General features: G+C 63.9%; 15 protein-coding genes. 11 read left to right on the top strand and 4 right to left on the bottom strand.

Annotated elements, in window-relative coordinates; all coding sequences use genetic code 11:
• Window positions 1-113 precede the first annotated feature (113 nt).
• The 9 genes from galE to ACXR2W_RS10350 all read left to right on the top strand — a co-directional run bounded on the left by galE (window position 114) and on the right by ACXR2W_RS10350 (window position 12,084).
• A complete protein-coding gene (gene galE / locus ACXR2W_RS10390) occupies window positions 114-1,127 on the top strand; it encodes a UDP-glucose 4-epimerase GalE (protein WP_458816674.1) in 1,014 nt (337 codons plus the stop codon).
• Window positions 1,124-2,536 (top strand): LCP family protein, encoded by a 1,413-nt coding sequence (locus ACXR2W_RS10385; protein ID WP_458816672.1) that lies wholly within the window; start codon window positions 1,124-1,126, stop codon window positions 2,534-2,536. Before galE ends, ACXR2W_RS10385 begins: the two co-directional genes overlap by 4 nt.
• Window positions 2,537-2,629: 93 nt before the next feature.
• On the top strand, window positions 2,630-3,607 hold the full coding sequence (locus ACXR2W_RS10380) for a glycosyltransferase (RefSeq protein ID WP_458816670.1): 978 nt from the start codon (window positions 2,630-2,632) through the stop codon (window positions 3,605-3,607).
• A gap of 67 nt (window positions 3,608-3,674) precedes the next feature.
• Window positions 3,675-5,051, top strand: coding sequence for a CAP domain-containing protein (locus tag ACXR2W_RS10375; protein ID WP_458816668.1), 1,377 nt, complete (start codon window positions 3,675-3,677; stop codon window positions 5,049-5,051).
• A 183-nt stretch (window positions 5,052-5,234) separates the two neighbouring features.
• Window positions 5,235-6,089: a glycosyltransferase gene (locus ACXR2W_RS10370; RefSeq protein ID WP_458816666.1), complete on the top strand. Its 855-nt coding sequence runs from the start codon at window positions 5,235-5,237 to the stop codon at window positions 6,087-6,089.
• On the top strand, window positions 6,049-9,525 hold the full coding sequence (locus ACXR2W_RS10365) for a CHAP domain-containing protein (protein WP_458816664.1): 3,477 nt from the start codon (window positions 6,049-6,051) through the stop codon (window positions 9,523-9,525). Before ACXR2W_RS10370 ends, ACXR2W_RS10365 begins: the two co-directional genes overlap by 41 nt.
• Window positions 9,526-9,615: 90 nt before the next feature.
• Entirely contained in the window at window positions 9,616-10,662 is a 1,047-nt protein-coding gene (locus tag ACXR2W_RS10360; RefSeq protein ID WP_458816662.1) for an S-layer homology domain-containing protein, read from the top strand.
• 55 nt (window positions 10,663-10,717) lie between these two features.
• On the top strand, window positions 10,718-11,668 hold the full coding sequence (locus tag ACXR2W_RS10355) for a glycosyltransferase (RefSeq protein ID WP_489945540.1): 951 nt from the start codon (window positions 10,718-10,720) through the stop codon (window positions 11,666-11,668).
• Window positions 11,665-12,084, top strand: a complete 420-nt coding sequence (locus ACXR2W_RS10350) for a GtrA family protein (protein WP_458814873.1) — start codon at window positions 11,665-11,667, stop codon at window positions 12,082-12,084. The genes ACXR2W_RS10355 and ACXR2W_RS10350 overlap by 4 nt, the downstream gene beginning before the upstream one ends.
• A 47-nt stretch (window positions 12,085-12,131) precedes the next feature.
• Here ACXR2W_RS10350 and ACXR2W_RS10345 read toward each other — a convergent pair whose 3' ends face one another.
• Together ACXR2W_RS10345 and ACXR2W_RS10340 are read right to left on the bottom strand one after the other, a co-directional pair.
• The gene (locus tag ACXR2W_RS10345) at window positions 12,132-14,012 is read right to left on the bottom strand and encodes an HNH endonuclease signature motif containing protein (RefSeq protein WP_458814871.1); all 1,881 of its coding nucleotides are present in this window, start codon (window positions 14,010-14,012) and stop codon (window positions 12,132-12,134) included.
• Window positions 14,013-14,130: 118 nt separating this feature from the next.
• Window positions 14,131-16,056: a DUF6020 family protein gene (locus ACXR2W_RS10340; protein WP_458814869.1), complete on the bottom strand. Its 1,926-nt coding sequence runs from the start codon at window positions 16,054-16,056 to the stop codon at window positions 14,131-14,133.
• Between the two features lie 54 nt (window positions 16,057-16,110).
• Between ACXR2W_RS10340 and ACXR2W_RS10335 the strand changes: the two genes are divergently transcribed.
• Together ACXR2W_RS10335 and ACXR2W_RS10330 are read left to right on the top strand one after the other, a co-directional pair.
• Window positions 16,111-17,991, top strand: coding sequence for an S-layer homology domain-containing protein (locus ACXR2W_RS10335; protein ID WP_458814867.1), 1,881 nt, complete (start codon window positions 16,111-16,113; stop codon window positions 17,989-17,991).
• Window positions 17,992-18,160: 169 nt separating this feature from the next.
• Window positions 18,161-19,129, top strand: a complete 969-nt coding sequence (locus tag ACXR2W_RS10330; protein ID WP_458814865.1) for an Abi family protein — start codon at window positions 18,161-18,163, stop codon at window positions 19,127-19,129.
• 13 nt (window positions 19,130-19,142) lie between these two features.
• Here ACXR2W_RS10330 and ACXR2W_RS10325 read toward each other — a convergent pair whose 3' ends face one another.
• Window positions 19,143-19,370, bottom strand: coding sequence for a hypothetical protein (locus ACXR2W_RS10325; RefSeq protein ID WP_458814863.1), 228 nt, complete (start codon window positions 19,368-19,370; stop codon window positions 19,143-19,145).
• Entirely contained in the window at window positions 19,367-21,010 is a 1,644-nt protein-coding gene (locus ACXR2W_RS10320) for a LicD family protein (protein ID WP_458814861.1), read from the bottom strand. Before ACXR2W_RS10320 ends, ACXR2W_RS10325 begins: the two co-directional genes overlap by 4 nt.
• Window positions 21,011-21,117: the final 107 nt, after the last annotated feature.

Below are 21,117 nucleotides of genomic sequence, written 5' to 3'. Positions count from 1 at the left end.
GAGACACAACCGAGACATTCGTGTGCATATAACTGGCCTCTGAGTGGCCCGTCGGCTACGCGTTTCACGTGGCTGAGTGTCGCGCCAAAGAAACGCCCAGTAACCTAGGGGCTATGCGAGTCTTGCTAACCGGCGGTGCCGGCTACATCGGTACCCACACAGCACTGGTGCTGCTTGAGCGTGGCCACGAGGTCGTGGTGCTCGACGATTTCTCAAACAGCAGTGTCGAAGCGGTGCGGCGCGTCGAGGCGCTCACGGGCAAGACGATTCCCGTGCTCGAGGCCGACCTGTCTGACCGTTACGAGACGCGGGCGCGGCTTATGGGTGTCGAGTTTGATGCGGTGATTCACTTCGCCGGTCTCAAGGCCGTCGGCGAGTCGGTCGCGCAGCCCACGCGCTACTACCGTGTCAACCTCGACTCGACGCTGGTGCTGCTCGACCTGATGCGCGAGCGCGGCGTCGACAAGCTCGTGTTCAGCTCGTCGGCCACGGTCTACGGCGACCCGGCCAGCTCGCCCATCGACGAGCAGGCCCCCGCGGGCGTGCAGCTCACCAACCCTTACGGCTGGTCGAAGTTTATGAACGAGCAGATTATTCGTGACACGCAGGCGGCGTGGCCCGAGCTCGGCGCGGTGCTGCTGCGCTACTTCAACCCGGTCGGGGCGCACCCGTCAGGTCGCATCGGCGAGCACCCCGCAGGGATTCCCAACAACCTGATGCCGTTCGTGGCGCAGGTTGCTGTGGGCAAGCGTGCCAAGCTCAGCGTGTTTGGCGACAGCTACCCAACGCCCGACGGCACGGGCGTGCGCGACTACATTCACGTGATGGATCTGGCCGAGGGGCACGTCGCCGCCCTCGAGAAGCTCGAGGCGGGCGTAAAAACCTACAACCTGGGCTCGGGGGTGGGTTCGAGCGTGCTCGATGTGGTGCGCGCGTTTGAGGCAGCCGCGGGCCGCGAGGTGCCCTACGAAATCGTGCCCCCGCGCGCCGGTGACGTCGCTGAGGTGGTCGCTGATCCGGCACTTGCTAATGAAGAGCTTGAGTGGCACACGAGCCGCAGCCTCGCCGAGGCCTGCAGGGACTCGTGGGCGTGGCAGTCGGCGAATCCCGACGGATACGGCGAATGACCCTGAACCTCGAGCAGCCGCTGCGGTACCCAGATACCGCCTCAGAGCAGCTCATGACCAAGCGAGCTTGGTGGCTGGTGGTGGTGGGCTTCGTGCTGCCTGGCAGTGCGCAGATTCTCGCGGGCAAGCGCAAGCTCGGCCGCACCGGGCTCGTTGCGTCGATCGTTTTCATCGCGGGCGGCGTGGCGGCGATTGCGGGGCTGCTGCTCGCGCAGGTCGCGACCCTCACGTTTTTCACCAACAGAATCACGCTGTTTGTGCTGCAGTGGCTGCTCTATGGCTACGCGGTGCTGTGGCTGGTGCTCGGGTTCGATACGCTGCGGCTCACGCACCTGGCGCGCGTGACGCGCCACTGGCGGGTGCCGGTCGCGGTGCTGTCGGTGATACTCACGATCGCACCGGCCGCGGGCGCGGCCTGGGTGGCGACCACGGTCGGATCGACGCGGGCGCTGTTTAACAGCGTGTTTCAGTCGGCTCCGGCGGTCGAGCCGGTCGACGGCCGCTACAACATTCTGCTCTTGGGCACCGACGCCGGATCAGACCGAGAAGGTTTGCGCCCCGACAGTATTTCGCTCGTGAGCGTCGACGCGAAGACGGGGCAGTCGGTGATCGTCGGGTTGCCGCGTGACCTGGTCGACGCACCGTTTCCAGAAGACTCGCCGATGTATGACGTGTTTCCTGAGGGGTACTGCGACGAGCTCAACAACTACGAGGTCGTCGAGGGTGGCGGCTACTACTGCTACACCACGGGGGCGCTCAACTCGCTCGTGGCCGAGGTCGAATCGTCGGGCTCGCCGTCGTACAGCGGGTTCTACGCCGACGCCGCGTCGCGTGGCTCGTCGCCCGGCATCGAGGCGACGAAAGACGCGGTCACGGGCATCACCGGGCTCGAGACACAGTTCTTTGTGCTCATCAACATGGACGCGTTTGAGAACCTGATCGACGCGCTCGGCGGCGTCGACATCTACGTCGAAGAGCCGCTGCCCATTGGCGGCGACGAGTTTGGCAATGGCGTCACCGGGTGGGTCGAGGCCGGGCAACAGCACATGAGCGGCTACAACGCGCAGTGGTACGCAAGGTCACGGTATGGCTCGACCGGCGGCGACTACGACCGCATGGAGCGTCAGCGCATCTTGCAAGCGGCGATTCTCGCGCAGATGAACCCGCAGAACGTGCTCACCAGGTTTCAAGACATCGCGTCGGCGGGCACCGAGCTCGTCGAAACCGACATTCCCGAGTCGATGCTGGGGCGTTTTCTCGACCTCGCGACGAAAGCGCGCGGCTACGAACCCGTGAGCGTCGAGCTGGTGCCGCCCGCGTTTAACCCCGAGGCGCCCGATTTCTCGATCGCACACCAGCTGGTGGCCGACGGGGTGGCGGCGGCGTCACCGCCCCCCGAGGGCAAGTAGCCCGCGGCAGGTAGGGGCATCTTCGGGCACCTTCGGGTAGCTACGGGCAGCTACGGGTAAGCTTGTCGAGGTTTTGAGAAGGAGAGTGTTCGCATGCGCGTAACCGCCGTACTGGTGGCGTACAACAGGCGGGAGCTGCTGCTCGAGTCGCTCGCCGCCCTCGCCGCACAGACGAGGCCCGTCGACCGTCTCGTGGTGGTCGACAACGCGTCAGACGACGGCTCGGCCGACGCCGCGCTCGCTGCGACCGAGTCGTGGGGTGACCGGGCTCGCGTCATCAAGCTCACCGCTAACACGGGCGGGGCCGGCGGCTTTGCCGTGGGCATCGCCGCCGCGGTCGCAGAAGACGACACCGACTGGGTGTGGGTGATGGACGACGACACGGTGCCCACACCCGAGGCGCTCGCGGGTGCGCTCGCCGCGCACGAGCGGTACGTCGCGTTGGGCGCCGATGACCTCGCCGTGATGGGGTCGCGCGTCTTGTGGACCGACGGCGAAGACCACCCCATGAACACGCCGAAGCCCAAGATCCGGGCCTCGCACGCAGAGCGCGAGCGGGCCGCGGCCGCGGGCGGCCTCGAGATCAGGTCGATCTCGTTTGTGTCAGCGTTCTTGCGCGCCGCGCGCGTGCGCGAACAGGGCCTGCCGCTCGCCGCATACTTTCTGTGGAACGACGATTTCGAGTACTCGGCTCGGCTCCTGCGCGGCGCGCGCGGCCTGTACGTGCCCGGATCGGTGGTTACGCACAAGACCGCCAAGCGCGGCTCGAGCGACGCCGACCCCGGCCCCCGGTTCTTCTTCGAGGTGCGCAACAAGCTGTGGGTGTTTCGCCGCTCGCAGGCGCTGTACTGGTGGGAGAAGGTGCTGTACTCGGGCGCGAGCGCGCGCCGCTGGCTGCGCACGTTTAAGGCCTCGAGCGACCGCGCGCAACTGCGCGACTGCCTGAAGCGCGGCTGGCGTGACGGCTGGCGAAAGAATCCCAAGGCGACGCATCGCGTGCTGCGCGATGCGGGTGTGCCCGTCGACGTGATGGTCGCGGTCGACCGGCTTTCGAAGCTCGACAGTCGCTAGGCAAAGTCCCCTCGCCTCGTTAGGCTGAGGCAAAGGTGATTCGGGGGAATCGCCTGGGGGGACACAAATGAAACCGCTGTTGAGTGGGCTTTGCGCACTCGTTTTACTGTTGGGGAGCGATCTTGCGGCGCCCGGAGCGGCCGCTCTGCCCGCTATATCTGCTTCGTCTGCTCTAGAGAGCTCCGGATCAGCCAGCCCACCTGCGGAGTCGCCGCCGTGGGCGGGCACAGAGGTTGAGCCGCCCGGCTCTGGCGCGGACGTAGCGGCCGACGCGGACACAGGCACCGACACCGGGGCCGACGCCGGGGCCGACGCCGACGCCGACGCCGGGACCAACGCCGGGGTGCAGCCCGAGGGCGTCGGTACACAGCGGGAGCTGGCGCTCGATCCGGCGCTTGAGATTGCGCCTGAGACAGCGCCTGGGACAGCGCCTGAGACAGCGCAGCCGGGATTGCAGGCGGCGCAGCGGCCCACGCTCGCGCAGGTGCGGGCCGACGTCGTACGCATCACGAACGAGCTGCGGGCGGCGCAGGGCAGAGGAGCGCTGAAGAGTGACCCGCGGCTCGATGCGATCGCGCTGACCTGGAGCGAAGTGCAGGCGCGCGACAAGACGATGAAACACAACCCAGCGATGAGTTCGCAGGTGCCCGCAGGGTGGGCGCGTGTGGGCGAGAACGTGGCATACGGTTACTCCTCGGCCGCCGCGGTGATGGAGGGGTGGCGCACTTCGTCGGGCCACTACGCGAACATCATTCAGACTCAGTACACCCACATTGGGGTGGGAGTCGCCTACAGCACGGGTGGCGTGCCGTACTACACGCAGGTGTTTGCCGCGTATCCGGGCGGGCTCGCGGCGCCGGGGGTCTTCGTCGACGTGAACCCCGGTGCGCCGTTCTACAAAGAAATCACGTGGATGTTTGAGTCGGGGCTGTCGAACGGCTCGGCCGTGCCTTCGGGGCGCGCTTACCTACCGAAGTCGTCGGTGTCGCGCGAAGCGATGGCGGCGTTCTTGTATCGACTCAACACGCCGGCAGGAGCCACGAAGCCTGCGGGATACACAGTTCCGAGTGTGTCGCCGTTTGCCGATGTGCCGACAAACCACAAGTTTTATAAGGAGATCGCGTGGATGGGCGCGAGCGGTATTTCGACGGGCAACGCGCAGCCGCGGGGCAAACCCACTTATGATCCGCGGGGCGCTGTTTCACGTGAAGCAATGGCCGCGTTCATTGCACGCATGGAGGGCACGAACGGGTATAAAGCGCCGCGCACTTCTTCTTTTCAAGATGTTGCGCCGAACGACAAGTTCTACACGCAGATCTCGTGGATGTACGACAGCGGCCTTTCGACGGGCACGAAGCAGCCGGGGGCGCTGCCCAAGTATGAGCCGCGGCAGTCGGTGTCGCGAGAGGCGATGGCCGCGTTCATCTACCGGCTCAGGCACTAATTGAGCCGGGCAGCGATGTGCGCAAGCACGAGTCGGCATCGAAACGACGAGTCGGCATGAAAAATACGTTTTTATCGGGCCGACTCGTCGTTTCGATGCTGTTTCGTGCCGCAGACTCACAACTGCGCACTCCGCACTCCGTACCGAGCACTCTGCACCTCGTACCGCGTAAGCTCGTCAGATATGAATGACGCTGCACCTACCGCTCCGTTCACGCTGCTGCTGCCCGTGTACGCGGGTGATGACCCCACCTTTTTGCGGCTGGCCTTCGACAGCTCGGTCGAGGGGCAGACGCTGCGGCCCGCCGACGCGGTGATCGTGCAAGACGGCCCGGTGCCCGAGGCCCTCGCGGCAGAGCTCGCGAGTATCGAACAGCGCAGCCCGGTGCCCGTGACCGTGGTGCGGCTGGCAGAAAACGGCGGGCTGACGCGGGCGCTCAACGCCGGGCTCGACGCCTGCACGCGCGACGTGGTGGCGCGCATGGACGCCGACGACGTGTCTGAGCCGACGCGGTTCGAGAAACAGTGGGCGCTGATGAGCGAGGGCTACGACCTCGTCGGCACCGGCATGGTCGAGTTTGACAGTGACCCGGCAAGGCCGGGAGCAACGCGCACACCGCCTGTCGGTGCGGCGCGCATTCGCGACCATGCTCGCAGCCACAATCCGTTCAACCACCCGACCATGATGTACCGCCGCGACGCGCTCGAACGGGTCGGCCGGTACGAGCCGTTTGGCAAGATGGAGGACTACTGGCTGGGCATTCGGCTGATCGCCGCGGGCGCGCGGGTCGAGAATATTGCTGAGCCGCTCGTGAAGTACCGTGTGGGGGCGGGCGCGTTTGCGCGCCGCGGCGGGTGGACCGAGGCTCGCACCGAGTGGAAGCTGCAGAGCGCCATGCGCAAGATGGGCTTCGTGACGCGCGGGCAGTACGTGCGCAACGTGGTGCTCAAGGGCGCATACCGGCTCATGCCGGCATGGGTGAAGAAGATCGTGTTTCGTGAGGTCGTGGGAAAAGGCCTGCCAGGTGATCGAGCGTAGCGTCGGGGTTCGTCGTACTCGCACAGCAGCGCTCGCGGCGCTCATGGCGGTTGCGATGGCATTCGGCGCCATACCGAACGTGCCGGGGGCGCAAGCGGTCGCGCAGTCGGAACGGGCAGAGCCTGCAACAGCAGAGTCTGAGCCAGCAAAGTCTGAGCCAGCGGAATCAGAGCCAGCAGAGCCTGAGCCAGCAGAGTCTGAGCCAGCAGAGTCTGAGCCAGCAGATCCGGACCCCTCGGTCACGACGCAGGGGGACGAGCCGCGCGGACCCAACGGCGAGATCGCTTCATCTTCGCCGGGGCCGGAGACCGCTAAGCCGTGGCCCGGCGAAGAAGCAGTGCTGCGCGAGTCCGCGCGTGCCATGAGCACGGGCGGGCGAGGATCGGTAATCGGCAACGACTACCCTGCGAAGTACAAGAATTTGCCGTGGCCGTACACGAGCAACAACATTTGGGACGAGTGGAATTTCGCCTACCGGCAGTGCACCTCCTTCGTCGCATGGCGCATGAACAGTGCCAATGGCGTGAAGTTCTCGAACCAGTACATGGGGCTCACACGATGGGGCGATGCCGGGCAGTGGGCAAACTCGGCCCGCAGCGTGGGGATCCGCGTCGACAATATACCCGAGGTGGGCTCGATCGCTTGGAATGGGCCGCTCTACGAGGGAGCCTCGGGGTTCGGACACGTTGCCTGGGTGGCGCGTGTACTCGACAACGGTTACATCGTCATCGAGGAGTACAACGCAAACTGGTCGGGCAGCTACGGTACGCGTACGGTGAGGACCGACGAGTTTCAGGGCTATATTCACGTTAAAGACATGACGCAGCCGTTTGCCAAGTCGCCGGCCCCCACGATCTCGGGTGCGCACAGCGCCAACAGCGAGCTCACGGCAGAAACCTCCGGCTGGTCGCCCACCCCCACGAAGATGACCTATCAGTGGCGACGCAATGGCGCCGTGATTGCCGGCGCAACGGGCAAGTCATACTCGCCAGTGTCAGCTGATATCGGCACGAAGTTGACGGTGGAGGTGACCGGTATTCGGCCAGGCTATGCGTCGCCCGTCAAGCGGTCAGCCGCGACAGCGACGATCATGATGCCAGACCTTGACGGCAACGGACTCGACGATACCCAGGAACTGCAGCAGTGGAACACCGATGTGAACGGCGACGGCCTGCCAGACGTCGTGGGATTTCACCCAAGCGGTCCGCGCGTAGCATTGCGCACGAGCACTGGGCTTGGACCCATAAAAACCTGGGGAATCGGATACGGCACGAACACCGGCTGGAACACTGTCCTCGACCATCCGCGTGCACTCATCGATGTGAACGGAGACGGCCCTTCTGACGTTGTCGGGTTTGGGGGCGTGGGCGTTTACGTGTCTCTGAGCACGGGGTCCAGTTTCAAAGACCCGGTGCTGTGGTCAACCGGGTTCACGGCGGCCAACAATTACAACGTGCGCGATAGCCCACGCGCGCTTGCCGATGTGACGGGCGATGGCCTGCCCGATGTCATTGGCTTTGCCCACGGCGGGGTTGAAGTGGCCGTCAACACTGGCACCTCGTTTGCGAAGGCCAAAGAATGGGTGAAGGGGTTTGGGGCGGGATCCGGCTGGTCGCCCGACACCACCCGCAGGTTCCTTGTCGACATGAATCGCGATGGTAAGGCCGATGTCGTCGGCATCTCAGACCTGGGCGTGTACGTGTCGTTGAATAACGGGTCTAAATTTGCGGCGGCGGCGCTCTGGGCCGATGGCCGTGACTTTGGGGCGCAGAGCGGCTGGACGTCTGCCCAGCACCCACGAACCCTCGCTGATGTGAACGCCGACGGCCTCCCCGACGTGGTGGGCTTTGCGTCCGACGGCGTTTACGTCATGCTCAATACGGGCGCCGGGTTGCGCCCGAGGTCGAAGTGGGTCGACGGGTTTGGGGTGTCGAATGGATGGAAGGTCGGTGCTCACCCGCGGGTGCTCGCCGATGTGAACGGTGACGGCCGGGCCGACGTTGTCGGGTTCAGTTCCGAGGGCGTCTATGTGGCGCTCAGCACGGGTACGAGCTTTCGGCACGCAGCCCAGTGGAGCAGCGAGTTTGGGGCCGCCGACTGGCGCGCCGATCTGCAACCGCGTCACGTCACCGACGTGAATGGCGACGGTCTCGCCGACATCGTGGGGTTCGCTGATGCTGGAGTCCGTGTTGCGTTGAGCAATGGATCCGGGTTCAACGCTTCGAAGCTCGAACTCAATCAGTTTGGCCGCAAAGCAACGGGCTGGAACGTCGCACAGCACCCCCGCGGCATCGGGGTGCAGACTCTGTCGAAGCGCCCCACGCCCGTCGTGAAGGGGGAGGTGCGGGTCGGGGAGAAGCTTTCGGCGAGCATCGGCGCCTGGGAACCCGCGCCGGTAACGCGCAAGCTCCAGTGGACCCGCAACGGCAAGGCGATCTCGGGCGCCACCGGCACAAGTTACACCCTCACCGCGGGCGACCTGGGTGCCAAGATTGCCCTCAACGTGAGCGCAAGCAAGCCCGGGTTTGCCCGGGTCGCACTCAACTCGACCGCGCACGAGGTGGCTGAGGGCCGGCTTGAGGCGGCAGTACCCACTGTTCAGGGGGCTGCGAAGCTCGGCTCCAAGCTCACGGCCAGCGCCGGATCGTGGGGCCCCGGTGACGTGAAACTGACGTACCAGTGGAATAAGGGCGGCAAGCCGATCCGGAACGCCACGAAACAGAGTTACCAGCTCGCGCGTGAGGACGTGGGGCACCGAGTGACGGTGACCGTGACGGGTACGAAACCCGCCTACGCGACGGTCGCGCGCACCTCGACGGCGCTGCGCGTGCCGGGCACACCGGAGCTGCCGGCAAGCACGCCGTTTGGCGACGTAGACACCGGGCACAAGTTTTATCACGAGATCGCGTGGATGGCGACATCGGGGATGTCGACGGGCGTGAAGCAGCCGAGCGGCAAGCCGCACTACCAGCCGCGCGATGCCGTGTCGCGTGAGGCGATGGCGGCGTTCCTGTTTCGGCTTGAAGCGCCGGGGGACTACTCGCCTCCCGCAGATTCTCCGTTCGTCGACGTGCCGGTGGACCACAAGTTTTATCGCGAGATCGCATGGATGTCGGCATCGGGGCTATCGACGGGCTCGCCCGCCTCAGGCGGTCGGGCCTATCAGCCGAGGGACGCTGTCACGCGTGAGGCGATGGCCGCGTTCATTTACCGGCTTGAAGGAGCTACCGCGCAGGCCCCGTCGGAGTCGCCGTTCGGTGACATGAAGAAGGGCGACAAGTTCTATAAAGAAATCGCCTGGATGGGTAATGAAGGGTTGTCAACGGGCAACAAACAGGCGAGTGGAAAGCCCTTCTATGCACCGAAGGACACGGTAACTCGTGAGGCGATGGCGGCGTTCTTGTACCGACTTGAAACTGGGCGGCAGGAACATTGACGACTACACTGGGCGGGTTGCCAATATAGGGAGATTCGTGTGATCGCACCAGTAGTAGCCGCCCAGCCCCGTACCGGGGGACGTAAGAGTATGAAGGCGCTAGCTCTGCTGGCAGGTTTTGCAATGTTCAGCTCAGGGCTAGTTATGGGTGCGGCATCGCCTGCCCTCGCTGACGAGCCGGTGGCTGTCGAAGAGCCGATGGCGGTCACTGGTGAACTCGCTGACCAGCCGGTTGCGCAGTCTGCGTTGCCGTGCGGCAATGACTCGTGGTGGGATTTTCCGGAGCCGATCGTCACGGGGCGAGTTCAGGTAGGCAAGACGCTTTCAGCTTCCCACGAGCCGGTGGTGCCCGCGGGGGCTACCGCCGTTTACCAGTGGTACAGCACTGACGTAAATGCGAATGCAGACATGGTTCCCATCAGCGGCGCGACGGGGTTGACGTACAAGCCGACTACGGCAGATATTGGCAAGTGGATAACCTTCGAACTTCGTGCGTTCGCCAATAATAACTGCACGAGAAAGACCGGACTCTCTGTCGGGCCAGTGCGCACCGATGCCGCATATAAGGCCCCCGCCAAGAGCCCGTTCGGCGATGTCACCACGGCAGACAAGTTCTACCAGCCGATTGCATGGATGAAAAAGTCAAACGTGTCGACCGGAACCGCAGCAGGAGAGTACCTACCGAAAGACGGAGTGTCTCGTGAAGCAATGGCTGCGTTCATGTTCCGATTCCAAGGAGCGACGCGCTATGTGGGGCCGACTGATTCTCCCTTCGCGGATGTGAAGCCGGGCGACAAGTTCTATGACGCGATCGCATGGATGTACGAGACGGGAGTGTCAACGGGTACGAAGCAAGCGGCCGGTAAACCGAAGTATCTGCCCAAAGACACGGTTTCGCGTGAAGCGATGGCCGCGTTCATCTATCGGCTTGAAGCAAGCAAGGCGAAGGCTCCAGACAAGACACCATTTAAGGACGTCTCGGCCAAGGACAAGTTCTTCAAGGAAATCGCCTGGATGTCGGCAACCGGGCTTTCGGGAGGCTACAAGCAGCCCTCGGGCAAGCCTGCCTATGCTCCCAAGGAGCGAATCTCTCGCGAGGCGATGGCGGCGTTCCTCTTCCGACTCGAAGGGAAGTAAGCACCCGTCCAGGGGTAGGTGAGTGGGTAGTGCGGGGCTCCAGTAAGATGATGGCGTGACTGACCTTCGCCCAGATTCCGCCCAGAGAATCGCCGCTATCGTGCCGTGCTACAACGAAGAAGCCTCGGTCGCGCAGGTCGTAACCGACCTGCGCGACGCGGTGCCCGGCATCGTCGTGTACGTGTACGACAATAACTCGGCAGATCGCACCGCAGAGGTGGCGGCTGCGGCGGGCGCAATTGTGCGCCGCGAAGAACGTCGCGGCAAGGGCAACGTGGTGCGGCGCGCTTTCGCTGACATCGATGCCGACGTGTACCTGCTCATCGACGGTGACGACACGTACGAGGCAGCGATGGCTCCCGCGATGATCGAGAAGCTGCTGTCGGGACCCTACGACCACGTGCTCGGCTGCCGCGTCGACGACCCCACCCAAACCGCATACCGTGTGGGCCACGCCCAGGGTAACCGCATGTTTAACAGCCTCGTTGGCTGGCTCTTTGGTGAACGGGTCACCGACATGCTTTCGGGGTACCGCGTGTTTTCGCGGCGCTTTGTGAAATCATTTCCGGCCCTGTCGGCGGGGTTTGAGATCGAGACAGAACTAACGGTGCATTCGATGGCGCTGCGGGTGCCTCAGTGCGAAATGCCCGTTGGGTTTAAGGACCGGCCCGAGGGGTCGGAGTCGAAGCTCAACACGTTCTCTGACGGGTTCAAGATTCTCTGGCTCATTGCCCGCCTGTTCTCGCACGAGCGCCCTTTTGCGTTTCACGGGCTGATCGCGACGATCAGCATGGTACTGGCCCTTATCTTCGGGCTGCCGGTGATCGCTGAGTACCTCGAGACGGGCCTCGTGCCGCGCATGCCTACGGTTGTGCTGGCCGCGGCGCTCGCCATCATTTCGGCGTTCGTGGCAACTACCGGGGCCATTATCGCCGCGGTATTGAAGAGCAGGCGAGAAGCAGCCAGGCTCGCCTACCTACGGTTCCGACCGGCGACGCGCGCGTGAAACTCGGGGGGTCGTTCTTTCGCTACCTGCTCGTAGGGGGCGGCATGAGCGCACTCGACCTAGGGCTGTTTAGTCTGTTTGCGGTGGCGTTTGGCGTGCCAGAGATTCCCTCGAACGTCGCGTCGACGATCATTACGGTGCTGGTGAGTTACCAGCTCAACCGACGTTTTGTGTTTCAGGGTGCCCGCTCGGGTTGGCGGGCATTCTTCTCGTTCGCGGGGTTGACGCTGGTAACGGGGCTGCTTGTGCAGTCATTCATTGTGTGGGGAGTTATTTCGCTCGGTGTCGCTGTCGCGCCGGGACTGCCTCACGGCGTGCTCGCGCCAGCAGCAAAGGTGGTTGCGATGGGAGTAGGGGCGCTCTGCAACTACTTTGGGTATCGATTCATTCTTGAGCCCCGGCGGCAACAGGCGTAGTGCTGCCGGGCCCGGGCCAGGACCTGGATCCCGGCCAGGACCGCGGATCAGAACGGTTCTCGGTTCTTAGGATCGAAGCGATTGGGGGATCGGGCTGGCCGATAGTCGGGGTCGTCATCCCACTCGTCGTATCCGAATGGATACTTGGCTCTATTCTCGGCGGCGATTGCCGCGGCATCAGGTGACTCGAGCGCGGTGCGAAACATAACCTTTGAAGGCGGTTTGGTGCGATACTCGCGCCCCGACGGGAAGGTCCAGGTGAACTCGCCGCGCTCGCCCTGTTCAACGAGGCAACCGCCGTGATGTTTAATCACATGGTGCCCACGACATAGACTACCAGTGTTGCTTAGTGATGTGGGGCCGCCATGTTCGGCTGCGATGGTGTGGTCAATGTCACACCGGTAGATGGGCAGAGTACACCCAGGGAAGCGGCAGTGCGGGTCTCGCGCTGCCAGGTATCGCCTCAGATGCGCCGGTACGCGATAGGTGTCTACGGAGAGAATGTCGCCGCTGGATTCGTTGCCACCGGCTGCACCGTCGGCTGCACCGTCGGTGGCGCCTTCGGTGGTGTCGTCGGTGACGATGACCGTGTCCCAGGTGGGGGTGTCGTGGATCACTCGAGTCGCTGTGTCGGTGTCGATCGGCCCAACACCCACGAGCTCGGGTTGGAAGCCACCCTCGTGATCTTCGGGGCGGAAAGTCTGCCCGGCGTCGGGCTGATCGGCCGCGTCGGGCTGGTCGGCGGCACCGTCAAGACGGCCGGTGAGCGACACCGGCACGAGCACCTGTACACGAGCGGTTACGCGAGGCCCGCGCCGCTTACCGTTACCGTTGCCCGGGCCGTAAAGTTCGTCGTCATCGACCTCCCCGTGTAGTAGCAGGGCGATCAAGCTATCGGCGCGCGCCTCGCCCAGGGGCCGTTTCAGGGCCGCTGCGCCCGCTGCTGAGATGGGCTCCGCGGGGGTTGCAGTGCAAGTCGCCGACTTTGCGGCCGCGAGGTCGTGGGTCTGCAGCATCTTGCCGTACTGCGTCAACCGGTCGAACACGGCGTGCGCTTCAAACGTGGTCACGAGGGCTCGCACCTCGCACATGCCGTCGTCTCGCTCGATGAGTTTCACACACCGGTCACGCTTCGCTATGCGATGCCGCTCGTCAAAGGTCACCCCGGCCAGCTTCTCGGCTAGTCGCTTCGCCACCGGTTGTAATTGCTGTGGGGTGAGCTCGCGCGCGTGCGCGACGACAGCGAGATCGAACACTTCGTATCGGTGGGCGATCTCACGCTCGGCCGCCTCATCGTCCAATGGAGCCCCGTCGGCATCGGTGAGAGTTGTGCCGAGCTGTTCAGTGGCGAGGTGCCCGATCACATGGCCCGCGTTGACGACGCTGCGCACGTGTTGTTCAGTTACTTCGCCCCGCGACAGGGCTTCGACCATGCCACTGCAGTGGGTAACCGCGTGGGTAGCCTGGGTGATGTCGTTCGCGACCCGGCCCTCAGAGACGCGCAGAACCGCGCTCATTTCAGCACGCACGACCCGGTGACACCGATCGCGCCACACCGCCGACCGGCGCGGGGTATTGCTCGCTGGGGGGCGCGTCTCAACGTCTGCCGCTGGAGCTGGCTCTGCACCTGGCTCTGCGCCTGCCGGATCCGCCTCGCCCACTGCCGGATCCGTCTCGCGCGTTGCATGCGCTGTCTCATTCTTACGAGCGAGCTCCTCGCGTGCCTCGGCGAGTTCTGCCTCCATCGACCCGGGCTCGGGGAGGACCGGCCTGTCGCCTTCACGCTCGGCGAGATCGAACGCCGCTGCTAACAGCTTGGTTCGCTCGGCCTGCAGGCCACGAATGCGCGCGTCGACGTCGGCGACCTGGGTGACCAGGTCGGCGAGCTGCCCCCGGTTAGGGCTTTCGACGTCGAATGGATGTTGCATGATTTCATTACAACAGGGACCACCGACATCGCCTCATCGAAAAACGGCGAAAACACGTGCCTCGACGAAAGTCGCGAGATCTTCTCGGTATCCCACAACAAACGACTCGATTGGTAGGTTAGCGGCCTACAAAGGTTTCATCGGCATCGGCATCGGCATCGGCATCAGCATCAGCATCAGCATCAGCATCAGCATCAGCATCAGCATCAGCACCCGCACCAGCACCGGAACCAGCACCCGTACCACCACCGGCACCGGCGCTGACGCCGGGGGCGGTGCGCCGTGATCCGGCGATGACAGCCAAGAGCGGCAGCATCGAGAGCAGCGGGGCGGCATAGCGCGCCTCGGCAAACACCGGCGAGATCATGGCCGTGCCCCAGACGAGCAGCAGCAGTACCGAGACCGGGGCGGCAGCGCTGCGACGCCGCAGCATCGCGATCGCGGTGAGGAACACCGCGGCCCAGGTCCAGACACCAATATTCAGGGCCCAACCAATGATGGGCAGCTGCGGCAGCTTGTGATTGATCTCGTGCGCAAAGAATGCACGGTACCGCCCGGGCTCGGTGCGATCCGAGTCAAGGTTGGGGTCGAGTTCGTGCGCGGTGTTTTCACCCTTAAACGCAGTACTCGAAGCGTTGAGCATCATCACCCAGTCGTCGTGACTCACGAGACGGTAGGCGGGCCCGCGCTTAGCGTAGGGCATGTCGGGGTACCAGTAGCCCGTGGTTGACGCGAGCAGCGTGTCGACGTAGCTCGCGGGATGCTCGGCCCCCTGACGCAGCCAGAGCTTCACGAAGCCCGCAGGGTCGGCATCGAACGCCTCTGAATCGAAGCGGTTCTTCACGGCGTCGGCCCGGTCGAAGGCGTAGGCCTTGCCGATGTCCGCGCCAGCGTAGTACCGGTCGATGGCCTCGCGCGACGACGCGTCGAGCTGCTCGGGGTAGTCTCGCACCACGCGCGCGATCTGCTGCGACGGCAGCGAGAACATTTCACGCTTGTCACCGGGCAGCGCATCGAGCGTGGTGATCAGCGCGGCGTGACCCGCGACGTACAAAATGACGGCGGTGCCGCCGAGTCCGAGCCACTGCGCGCGACGCAGGTAGAAGCCCCGCCAGAGGCCCTGCAGACGGTCACGGCCCAAGAAGAAAAGCACGATGAGCAACATCGGCACGACGAGGTAGATGCCCGTTTTCTTCGAGAACATCACTCCGAGAGCGGCCGTGAAGAACGCGAGCCACAGCAGCCATCCTGCCGCCACCCCGCGCCGCATGCGGGCCACGATCACGGCGGCAGCGGTCGCAAACGCGGTCACAAACGCGGTGAGCCACACGTCCTTCCACAGCGTCACCGAGAACCACCCCATCATGGGGTGCGCGACGAGCAGCACCAGCGAAGTCGTGAGCAGCCAGCGGGGCGGAGCGAACTCCCTGAGCGAGGTGATGCACAGCGCGTAGATCACCGCGAGCACCAGCAGCTGCACAAGCGAGACGATGCCCAGCGCGGTCTGCACGTCGCCAGTGAGCGCGAGCGCCGGCCGCAGCACGGCCTGGATCGCGAGCGTGTTAGCGAGCGGGTGATGGTCGGCGTATGGTGCCTTACCGAGGGCCTGCCGAATCTGCACCAGCGTGTCGGGCGAGATGGTGCCAGGCCAAAGCAGCACCCAGTAAACGCCCCACCCTACCGCGAAAATGCCAAACAAAGCCGCGGCGAGCGGCCAGAACGGCAGCCCCCAGAACTTTGACCGACGACTGGGCAGCGACCATCCCGCCCAGTTGCGCGCGGCATGAAAGATGGGCAGCAGAATGACAAGAAACACGGCTGCCGCGAGCAGAACCTCGCCCGCGAACGCGACGATGCGTAACAATGAGGTGAGTTTAAGGCTCTGTTCTTGCACAATGCGCCAGCCCGCCATCTTCGCGAACCCAAAGGCGAGCGCCACGACGATGGCGAGCCACCACGTCGCGGGGGTGGCGGTTTTCCAAGAGTTTCGCCAGGTACGTGCAAGCCCGCTCTTCGGGCCGCTACCCGCCTTGTGCATCGACATAGCTCCTGACTTTATCAGGGGTGTAATCATTCGGTGTCCCGTAGAGTGGGGGCTATGTCTCGCCCGCTTCGCACGCTCACCGCCGCCGCGCTGGCGATCGTTCTTGGCGCGGGTCTTGTAGGGCAGCTCGGCCTCACCGCGCCCGCGTTCGCCACCGATACCGCCGCCAGCGGGCGCACTGACGCCGGGGCCGCGTCGGCTGCCGACGCGAGCGCTGCTGCGAGCGCAAACGCGAGTGCAAACGCGAGTGCCGGATCAGCTGCGGACGGTGCTTCTGATGCCGCGGCCGATGGTGGTGCAGGTGCAGGGTCTGACGCTGGTGCTGGTGCTGGTGCTGATGCGGGTACCGGTGCTGATGCGAGTGCTGGTGCGAACTCGGGCGCTGACGCGGGAGCCGATGCTGGGGCAGCCTCGAACAACGCCGGCGGCAGTGAAGCCGGCGAGAACAACGGCGCAAGTGGCGGCGGCACCGGCGCCGACTCTGGCGGGGCAGGCGACACAGACGGCAAACCTGACGACAAGCAGATCATCGACGAGGCCGAAGGCGCACGACTGAAGGCAGCATCTGCTTCGGACTTTGCTGGTTTGAAGGGCGCTGCGATGCTTAGTGACTTTAAAGCAGGCAACATCATTAATGACGCCAATTTCTACTATGGAAACGCGTTGAGCGCTGGGCAGATCCAAAGTTTTCTGGCTCGTCAAGTTCCTAAGTGTTTGATTGGCACGCCAGGCAAAATCGCGGGCGGGCCCGCCATCCTCGATGATGGCGCCAATGTAGGCGTCGTCGGACCGCACTGTCTGGTGAATATGCGGCTCGATACTTCGACTCAAACCAGTCTCTATTGCAAGCCCTATGCAGGGGCCCGTGGTGAGTCAGCGGCGCAGATCATTTCAAAGGTGAGCCGCGCATGCGATATCAGCCCGAAGATACTGCTTGTGTTTTTGGAAAAGGAGCAAAGCCTCGTCACAGATGACTGGCCAACAGTGCGTCAGCTGAACTATGCGACGGGAGCGAACTGCCCTGACTCTGGCCCGGGGAACACGGCAAACTGTGACCCTGGGGCGAAAGGTTTTGCTGTACAGGTGTACAAAGCAGCGCAGCTGCTGCGGTGGTACGAGTCCCGTAACGGATTGAACTACCATCCGGGCCAGGTTAATAAGATCAGCTGGCATGAGAAGGTCGATAGGAACTGCGGCACGTCTAACGTTGATATCGAAAACATGGCTACGGCCAGCCTGTACACCTACACCCCGTATCGTCCGAACAAAGCGGCGCTGGATGCTGGCTGGGGCACCGGTGATAGGTGCTCGAGCTATGGCAACCGTAACGTGTTTCTGTTCTATAACCTGTGGTTTGGTTCGCCCCAGACCAGGTTCCCTGATGTGCCAGACAGCCATAAATTCTATAAAGAAATTGAATGGATGGCGCAGACCAAACTAACGACAGGTAACCAGACCTCACACCCGCGCGTTTCGGCCTACCAACCGGGCTCGGGCGTGACGCGCGAGGCGATGGCCGCCTTCTTGTACCGACTCGAGAAGTCGAAGTACAAGGGCCCCGCCGTGTCGCCGTTTGAAGACGTGCAGCCCGGTGACAAGTTCTACGACGAGATCACGTGGATGTACAACGAGGGCGTCTCGACAGGCAACAATAATCCTGGCGGCAAGCCCAAGTTTGCCCCGAAAGACAACGTGTCGCGTGAAGCGATGGCGGCGTTTCTCTATCGCTTCCAAGAGAGCAGCTACGCGGGCATGGCCACGTCACCGTTCGCCGACATCGCGCCAGGGCACAAGTTCTACAAAGAGATCACTTGGATGCGCAAGCAGGGCCTCTCGTACGGCAATAAGCAGCCCAGCGGCAAGCCGACGTACGCACCCTACTCAGCGGTGTCGCGTGAGGCAATGGCGGCGTTCATCTACCGCCTGAAACACTAGCGTCTCCCATTCGAGGGGGAAGCCGTGATAATATAAGGCCACTACATCCCCCACGCCTCTCCATGAAGCGCACTTGGGGGATTTTCTATCTGAAGGAAGTGGTAGCCCGATGGCGGGTCAACGGCGTGCGTCGCGACCTCGTGGAAAACTCCTCTTCGACAAGCCGCCCATGTCGCTCGACACGTTGGCCGTTCGTCTCGCAGACAGGGGCATGGTCATCCCCGATAAAGAACGTGCAGTGAGGTACTTGCGTCACATCGGTTACTACCGCCTTTCCCCGTACACGATCCCTTTTCAACGGCCTGGGCCCGGCCACCTGTTCGAGGAAGGGACCACCTTCGACGAAGTCCTAGACCTCTACGTGTTCGACCGCTCTCTGCGGCTGCTCGTGCTTGACGCGATCGAACGGGTAGAAGTTGCGGTGCGTGCGGCACTGACCGACCACATGTCCACGGCGTATGACGACGCACACTGGTACATTAACCCTGATCATTTTCGTGACCAGGGGAAGCGCAACGGGCTTCTCAGGATCGTCCGAGAGACGGTTGATGCGAGGTTGCAGGCCGTCGCGGAGCCGACTGGGCCGCACAACGACGATAGAACCGTCGATGAGAAACCTCTTGTGCATCGCTCAGCGCTGGAACATTACTTGACCACATACGGCGCGCCTGAGCAGCCGCCGTCCTGGTTGATGGTCGAGACCTTGACGATAGGCCAGCTGGCAAGTACCTACCGCAATGTGAAGCTCCGGGCGGACCGGACTGCGGTTGCGAAGAGCCTCGGTCTGACTACCCCTGTACTCGAGTCCTGGCTCCAGAGCTATGTTCGTGTGCGCAACGTGTGTGCCCATCACGGCAGACTATGGAACGTCGGCCTTGGTGTGTACCCGGCCATTCCGACCACACCCTCTATTCCCTGGCTCTCACGGGGAGACGGACTACCAGAACGGTCAAGGAAACGTCTATATCCCGTTCTCGTGTCCTTGCAAGCAGCGCTGGATACGATCTCGCCGCGCAGTGGCTGGGCTCGGAGGCTTCATGAGCTGATCAAGCCGCGGCCTGTGATGAATCTTCGAGGAATGGGATTTCCCGTTGAATGGGCGAAGGACGAGTTCTGGAGCCGTCGGCTGGGAGGCTGAAACAACGCGAAGCTCAGTCGCGGCGCAGCAGCTGGTCTTCGACCAAGATGCGCAGCTCTGCCACGCGGCGGCTGTCTGCCCGTAGCTCGTCGATCTCGTCACGCAGCTCGGCGACCTCCTGTCGCAGCTGTGTGATGAGGTCTGCGGTCGACGTGATGGCCTCGGCTTTGAGTCGACGCTTTACGCGCTGCGCGCGAAACTGTAGCCGCGCTTCACGCAAGAGTGTGTTGAGACGGTTCATGAGAGTTCCTTTCGAATACGCGAGCTAGCCGACGCAGGCGCCGACGCCGACGTGAGCTCGGCCACAAAGTAGTCGCGGCGCACACCGTCTTCGTCGCGCGCCACCGCGCGGGTGAGTAGCGTGGCCGTCAGCCCGGCATGAGTCGCTGCAGCCTCAAACGTGGGCCACTCGAGATGCCAGGTGCGGGGTAGTTCGGGGTGGTACTTGCCGAGTGACTCGTAGTCGGCGGTGAACACGCGTGCGCCCGCCCGGGCTGCCGCCGCGAGCACCTGCAGCGCCGTCTCGAGGCCCACCCCGCCCAGCGCCGCGAACACGTGGTTGACCGTGATGATGCTGTGTTCAGCCTCGGGCAGCTTGCCCGCGATGTAGCGCATCACATCGATGCGTTCGACGAGGTTGACCCGGGTGCCCGTGTGGGGCGCCGGCTCGTGCAGCACGGGCGCTGCAAACGCAAAGTCGCTGGTGTGGCATGAGAGGCCCGCGGCCCGGTAGAAGGCTGCGTCTTGGCCTGATCCGGCACCTAGGTCGAGCACCTGCACGCTCTCGCCCGCCGCGCCCAGCTGCGCCGCCGCCTTGAGCACGTAGGGTCGAATGCTCGAGGTTTCGTGCGCGGTGGCGCCGTCGTGATAGCCGTCTTCCCACGCGTTGCGGCCAAATCCGTACGCCCCAAACCAGCTGTAGAAGCGGCGCCTGGTCGCGAGCGGCGTCTCGAATTTAAACGACGGATCAGGCGAGCGCCACGTGGGCCCGTAGCATGCGGTGAGCCACGCATCGGGGTCGCGCGGCGCCGGAAACGTGTGGCCGTGCATCATGACCTCACCGAGCGGCAGGATCGCGTCTTCGAGCCCCGGTGCGCGCACGTGAATGGGCTCATGAAAGTGGTTGTGCTTGTAGAACGCCGTAAAAATGTCGACGTAGTAGTCGACCTCGGTGGCGCTGCCTCGCAGTACCTGCAGGTGTGACCAGCTGTGCCGCAGCACGCGAAAGCCGCGGGCAATGAGCAGCTCGGCGAGGGCGTGGTTCTCGGTGACGAGGTCTGACGGGTGCGTGTGCGGGCTGAGGTACGCGAGGTCTGCGTCGTCGTCGTGGGGCAGAATCTCGCCGTCGCGCACCGCACCCAGCAGTGTGCCGCCGACCACAAATGCGGTGTAGCCCGCCTCTTGCATCACGTCGAGTACGGCGACGGCCGAGTCGGCCACGCGCTGCCGCATGTCGAGGTCACCGTCGAAGGTGTGACGCATGAGGCCCCACTTGTTGACGGCCACGTCACGTCCGCGCTCGTCGGTCAGGTCGGGGTGGCCCGACCCGCGCCAGCGCAGGGTGCCCTGCCATACGAGATCGCCGCTGCCCGCATCAACCAGGCGCACCTGCTCGCTGCCACGCAGCCGCTCGCGCAGGGAGCGCGGCCACGGCACGAAGGCCCGCTTGCGGGTCGTGGGCGCCTCGAGCGACCAAATGCGGCGCCCGGCAAACTCGACGTTGAGCGTCGTGGGAGGGCGGGTGCCGGCCTCGGCAGCGAAACGAACTCCTCGTCGCGTGACGGTGGCTCTCACTCGAAGGCTCTCCTTGGTGCTGAAGTCGGTGCTGATGTTGGTGCTGACGTTGGTACTCAGACGTCGCGCCGTGTGGGCGCTGGGCATCGTTCCAGCGTAGCAGCGGCCTGTAACCCGCGAGACTTAGTCGGCATGTGATAATTTACTTTGTCTACGAATAGCTGCTAGCTTGCTTCGAGGTAATACCCTCATAG

The organism is Leucobacter faecis, assembly GCF_054456695.2.
Note: the sequence above shows the minus strand (reverse complement) of the source record. Positions and strands in the feature narration are given on the sequence as shown.

Coding starts and splice junctions, on each gene's coding strand:
- ACXR2W_RS10325 (WP_458814863.1), bottom strand. CDS start 19,370: ATGAACCGTCTCAACACACTCTTGCGTGAAGCGCGGCTACAGTTTCGC.
- ACXR2W_RS10385 (WP_458816672.1), top strand. CDS start 1,124: ATGACCCTGAACCTCGAGCAGCCGCTGCGGTACCCAGATACCGCCTCA.
- ACXR2W_RS10335 (WP_458814867.1), top strand. CDS start 16,111: ATGTCTCGCCCGCTTCGCACGCTCACCGCCGCCGCGCTGGCGATCGTT.
- ACXR2W_RS10320 (WP_458814861.1), bottom strand. CDS start 21,010: ATGCCCAGCGCCCACACGGCGCGACGTCTGAGTACCAACGTCAGCACC.
- ACXR2W_RS10380 (WP_458816670.1), top strand. CDS start 2,630: ATGCGCGTAACCGCCGTACTGGTGGCGTACAACAGGCGGGAGCTGCTG.
- ACXR2W_RS10360 (WP_458816662.1), top strand. CDS start 9,616: ATGAAGGCGCTAGCTCTGCTGGCAGGTTTTGCAATGTTCAGCTCAGGG.
- ACXR2W_RS10340 (WP_458814869.1), bottom strand. CDS start 16,056: ATGTCGATGCACAAGGCGGGTAGCGGCCCGAAGAGCGGGCTTGCACGT.
- ACXR2W_RS10370 (WP_458816666.1), top strand. CDS start 5,235: ATGAATGACGCTGCACCTACCGCTCCGTTCACGCTGCTGCTGCCCGTG.
- ACXR2W_RS10375 (WP_458816668.1), top strand. CDS start 3,675: ATGAAACCGCTGTTGAGTGGGCTTTGCGCACTCGTTTTACTGTTGGGG.
- galE (WP_458816674.1), top strand. CDS start 114: ATGCGAGTCTTGCTAACCGGCGGTGCCGGCTACATCGGTACCCACACA.
- ACXR2W_RS10345 (WP_458814871.1), bottom strand. CDS start 14,012: ATGCAACATCCATTCGACGTCGAAAGCCCTAACCGGGGGCAGCTCGCC.
- ACXR2W_RS10330 (WP_458814865.1), top strand. CDS start 18,161: ATGTCGCTCGACACGTTGGCCGTTCGTCTCGCAGACAGGGGCATGGTC.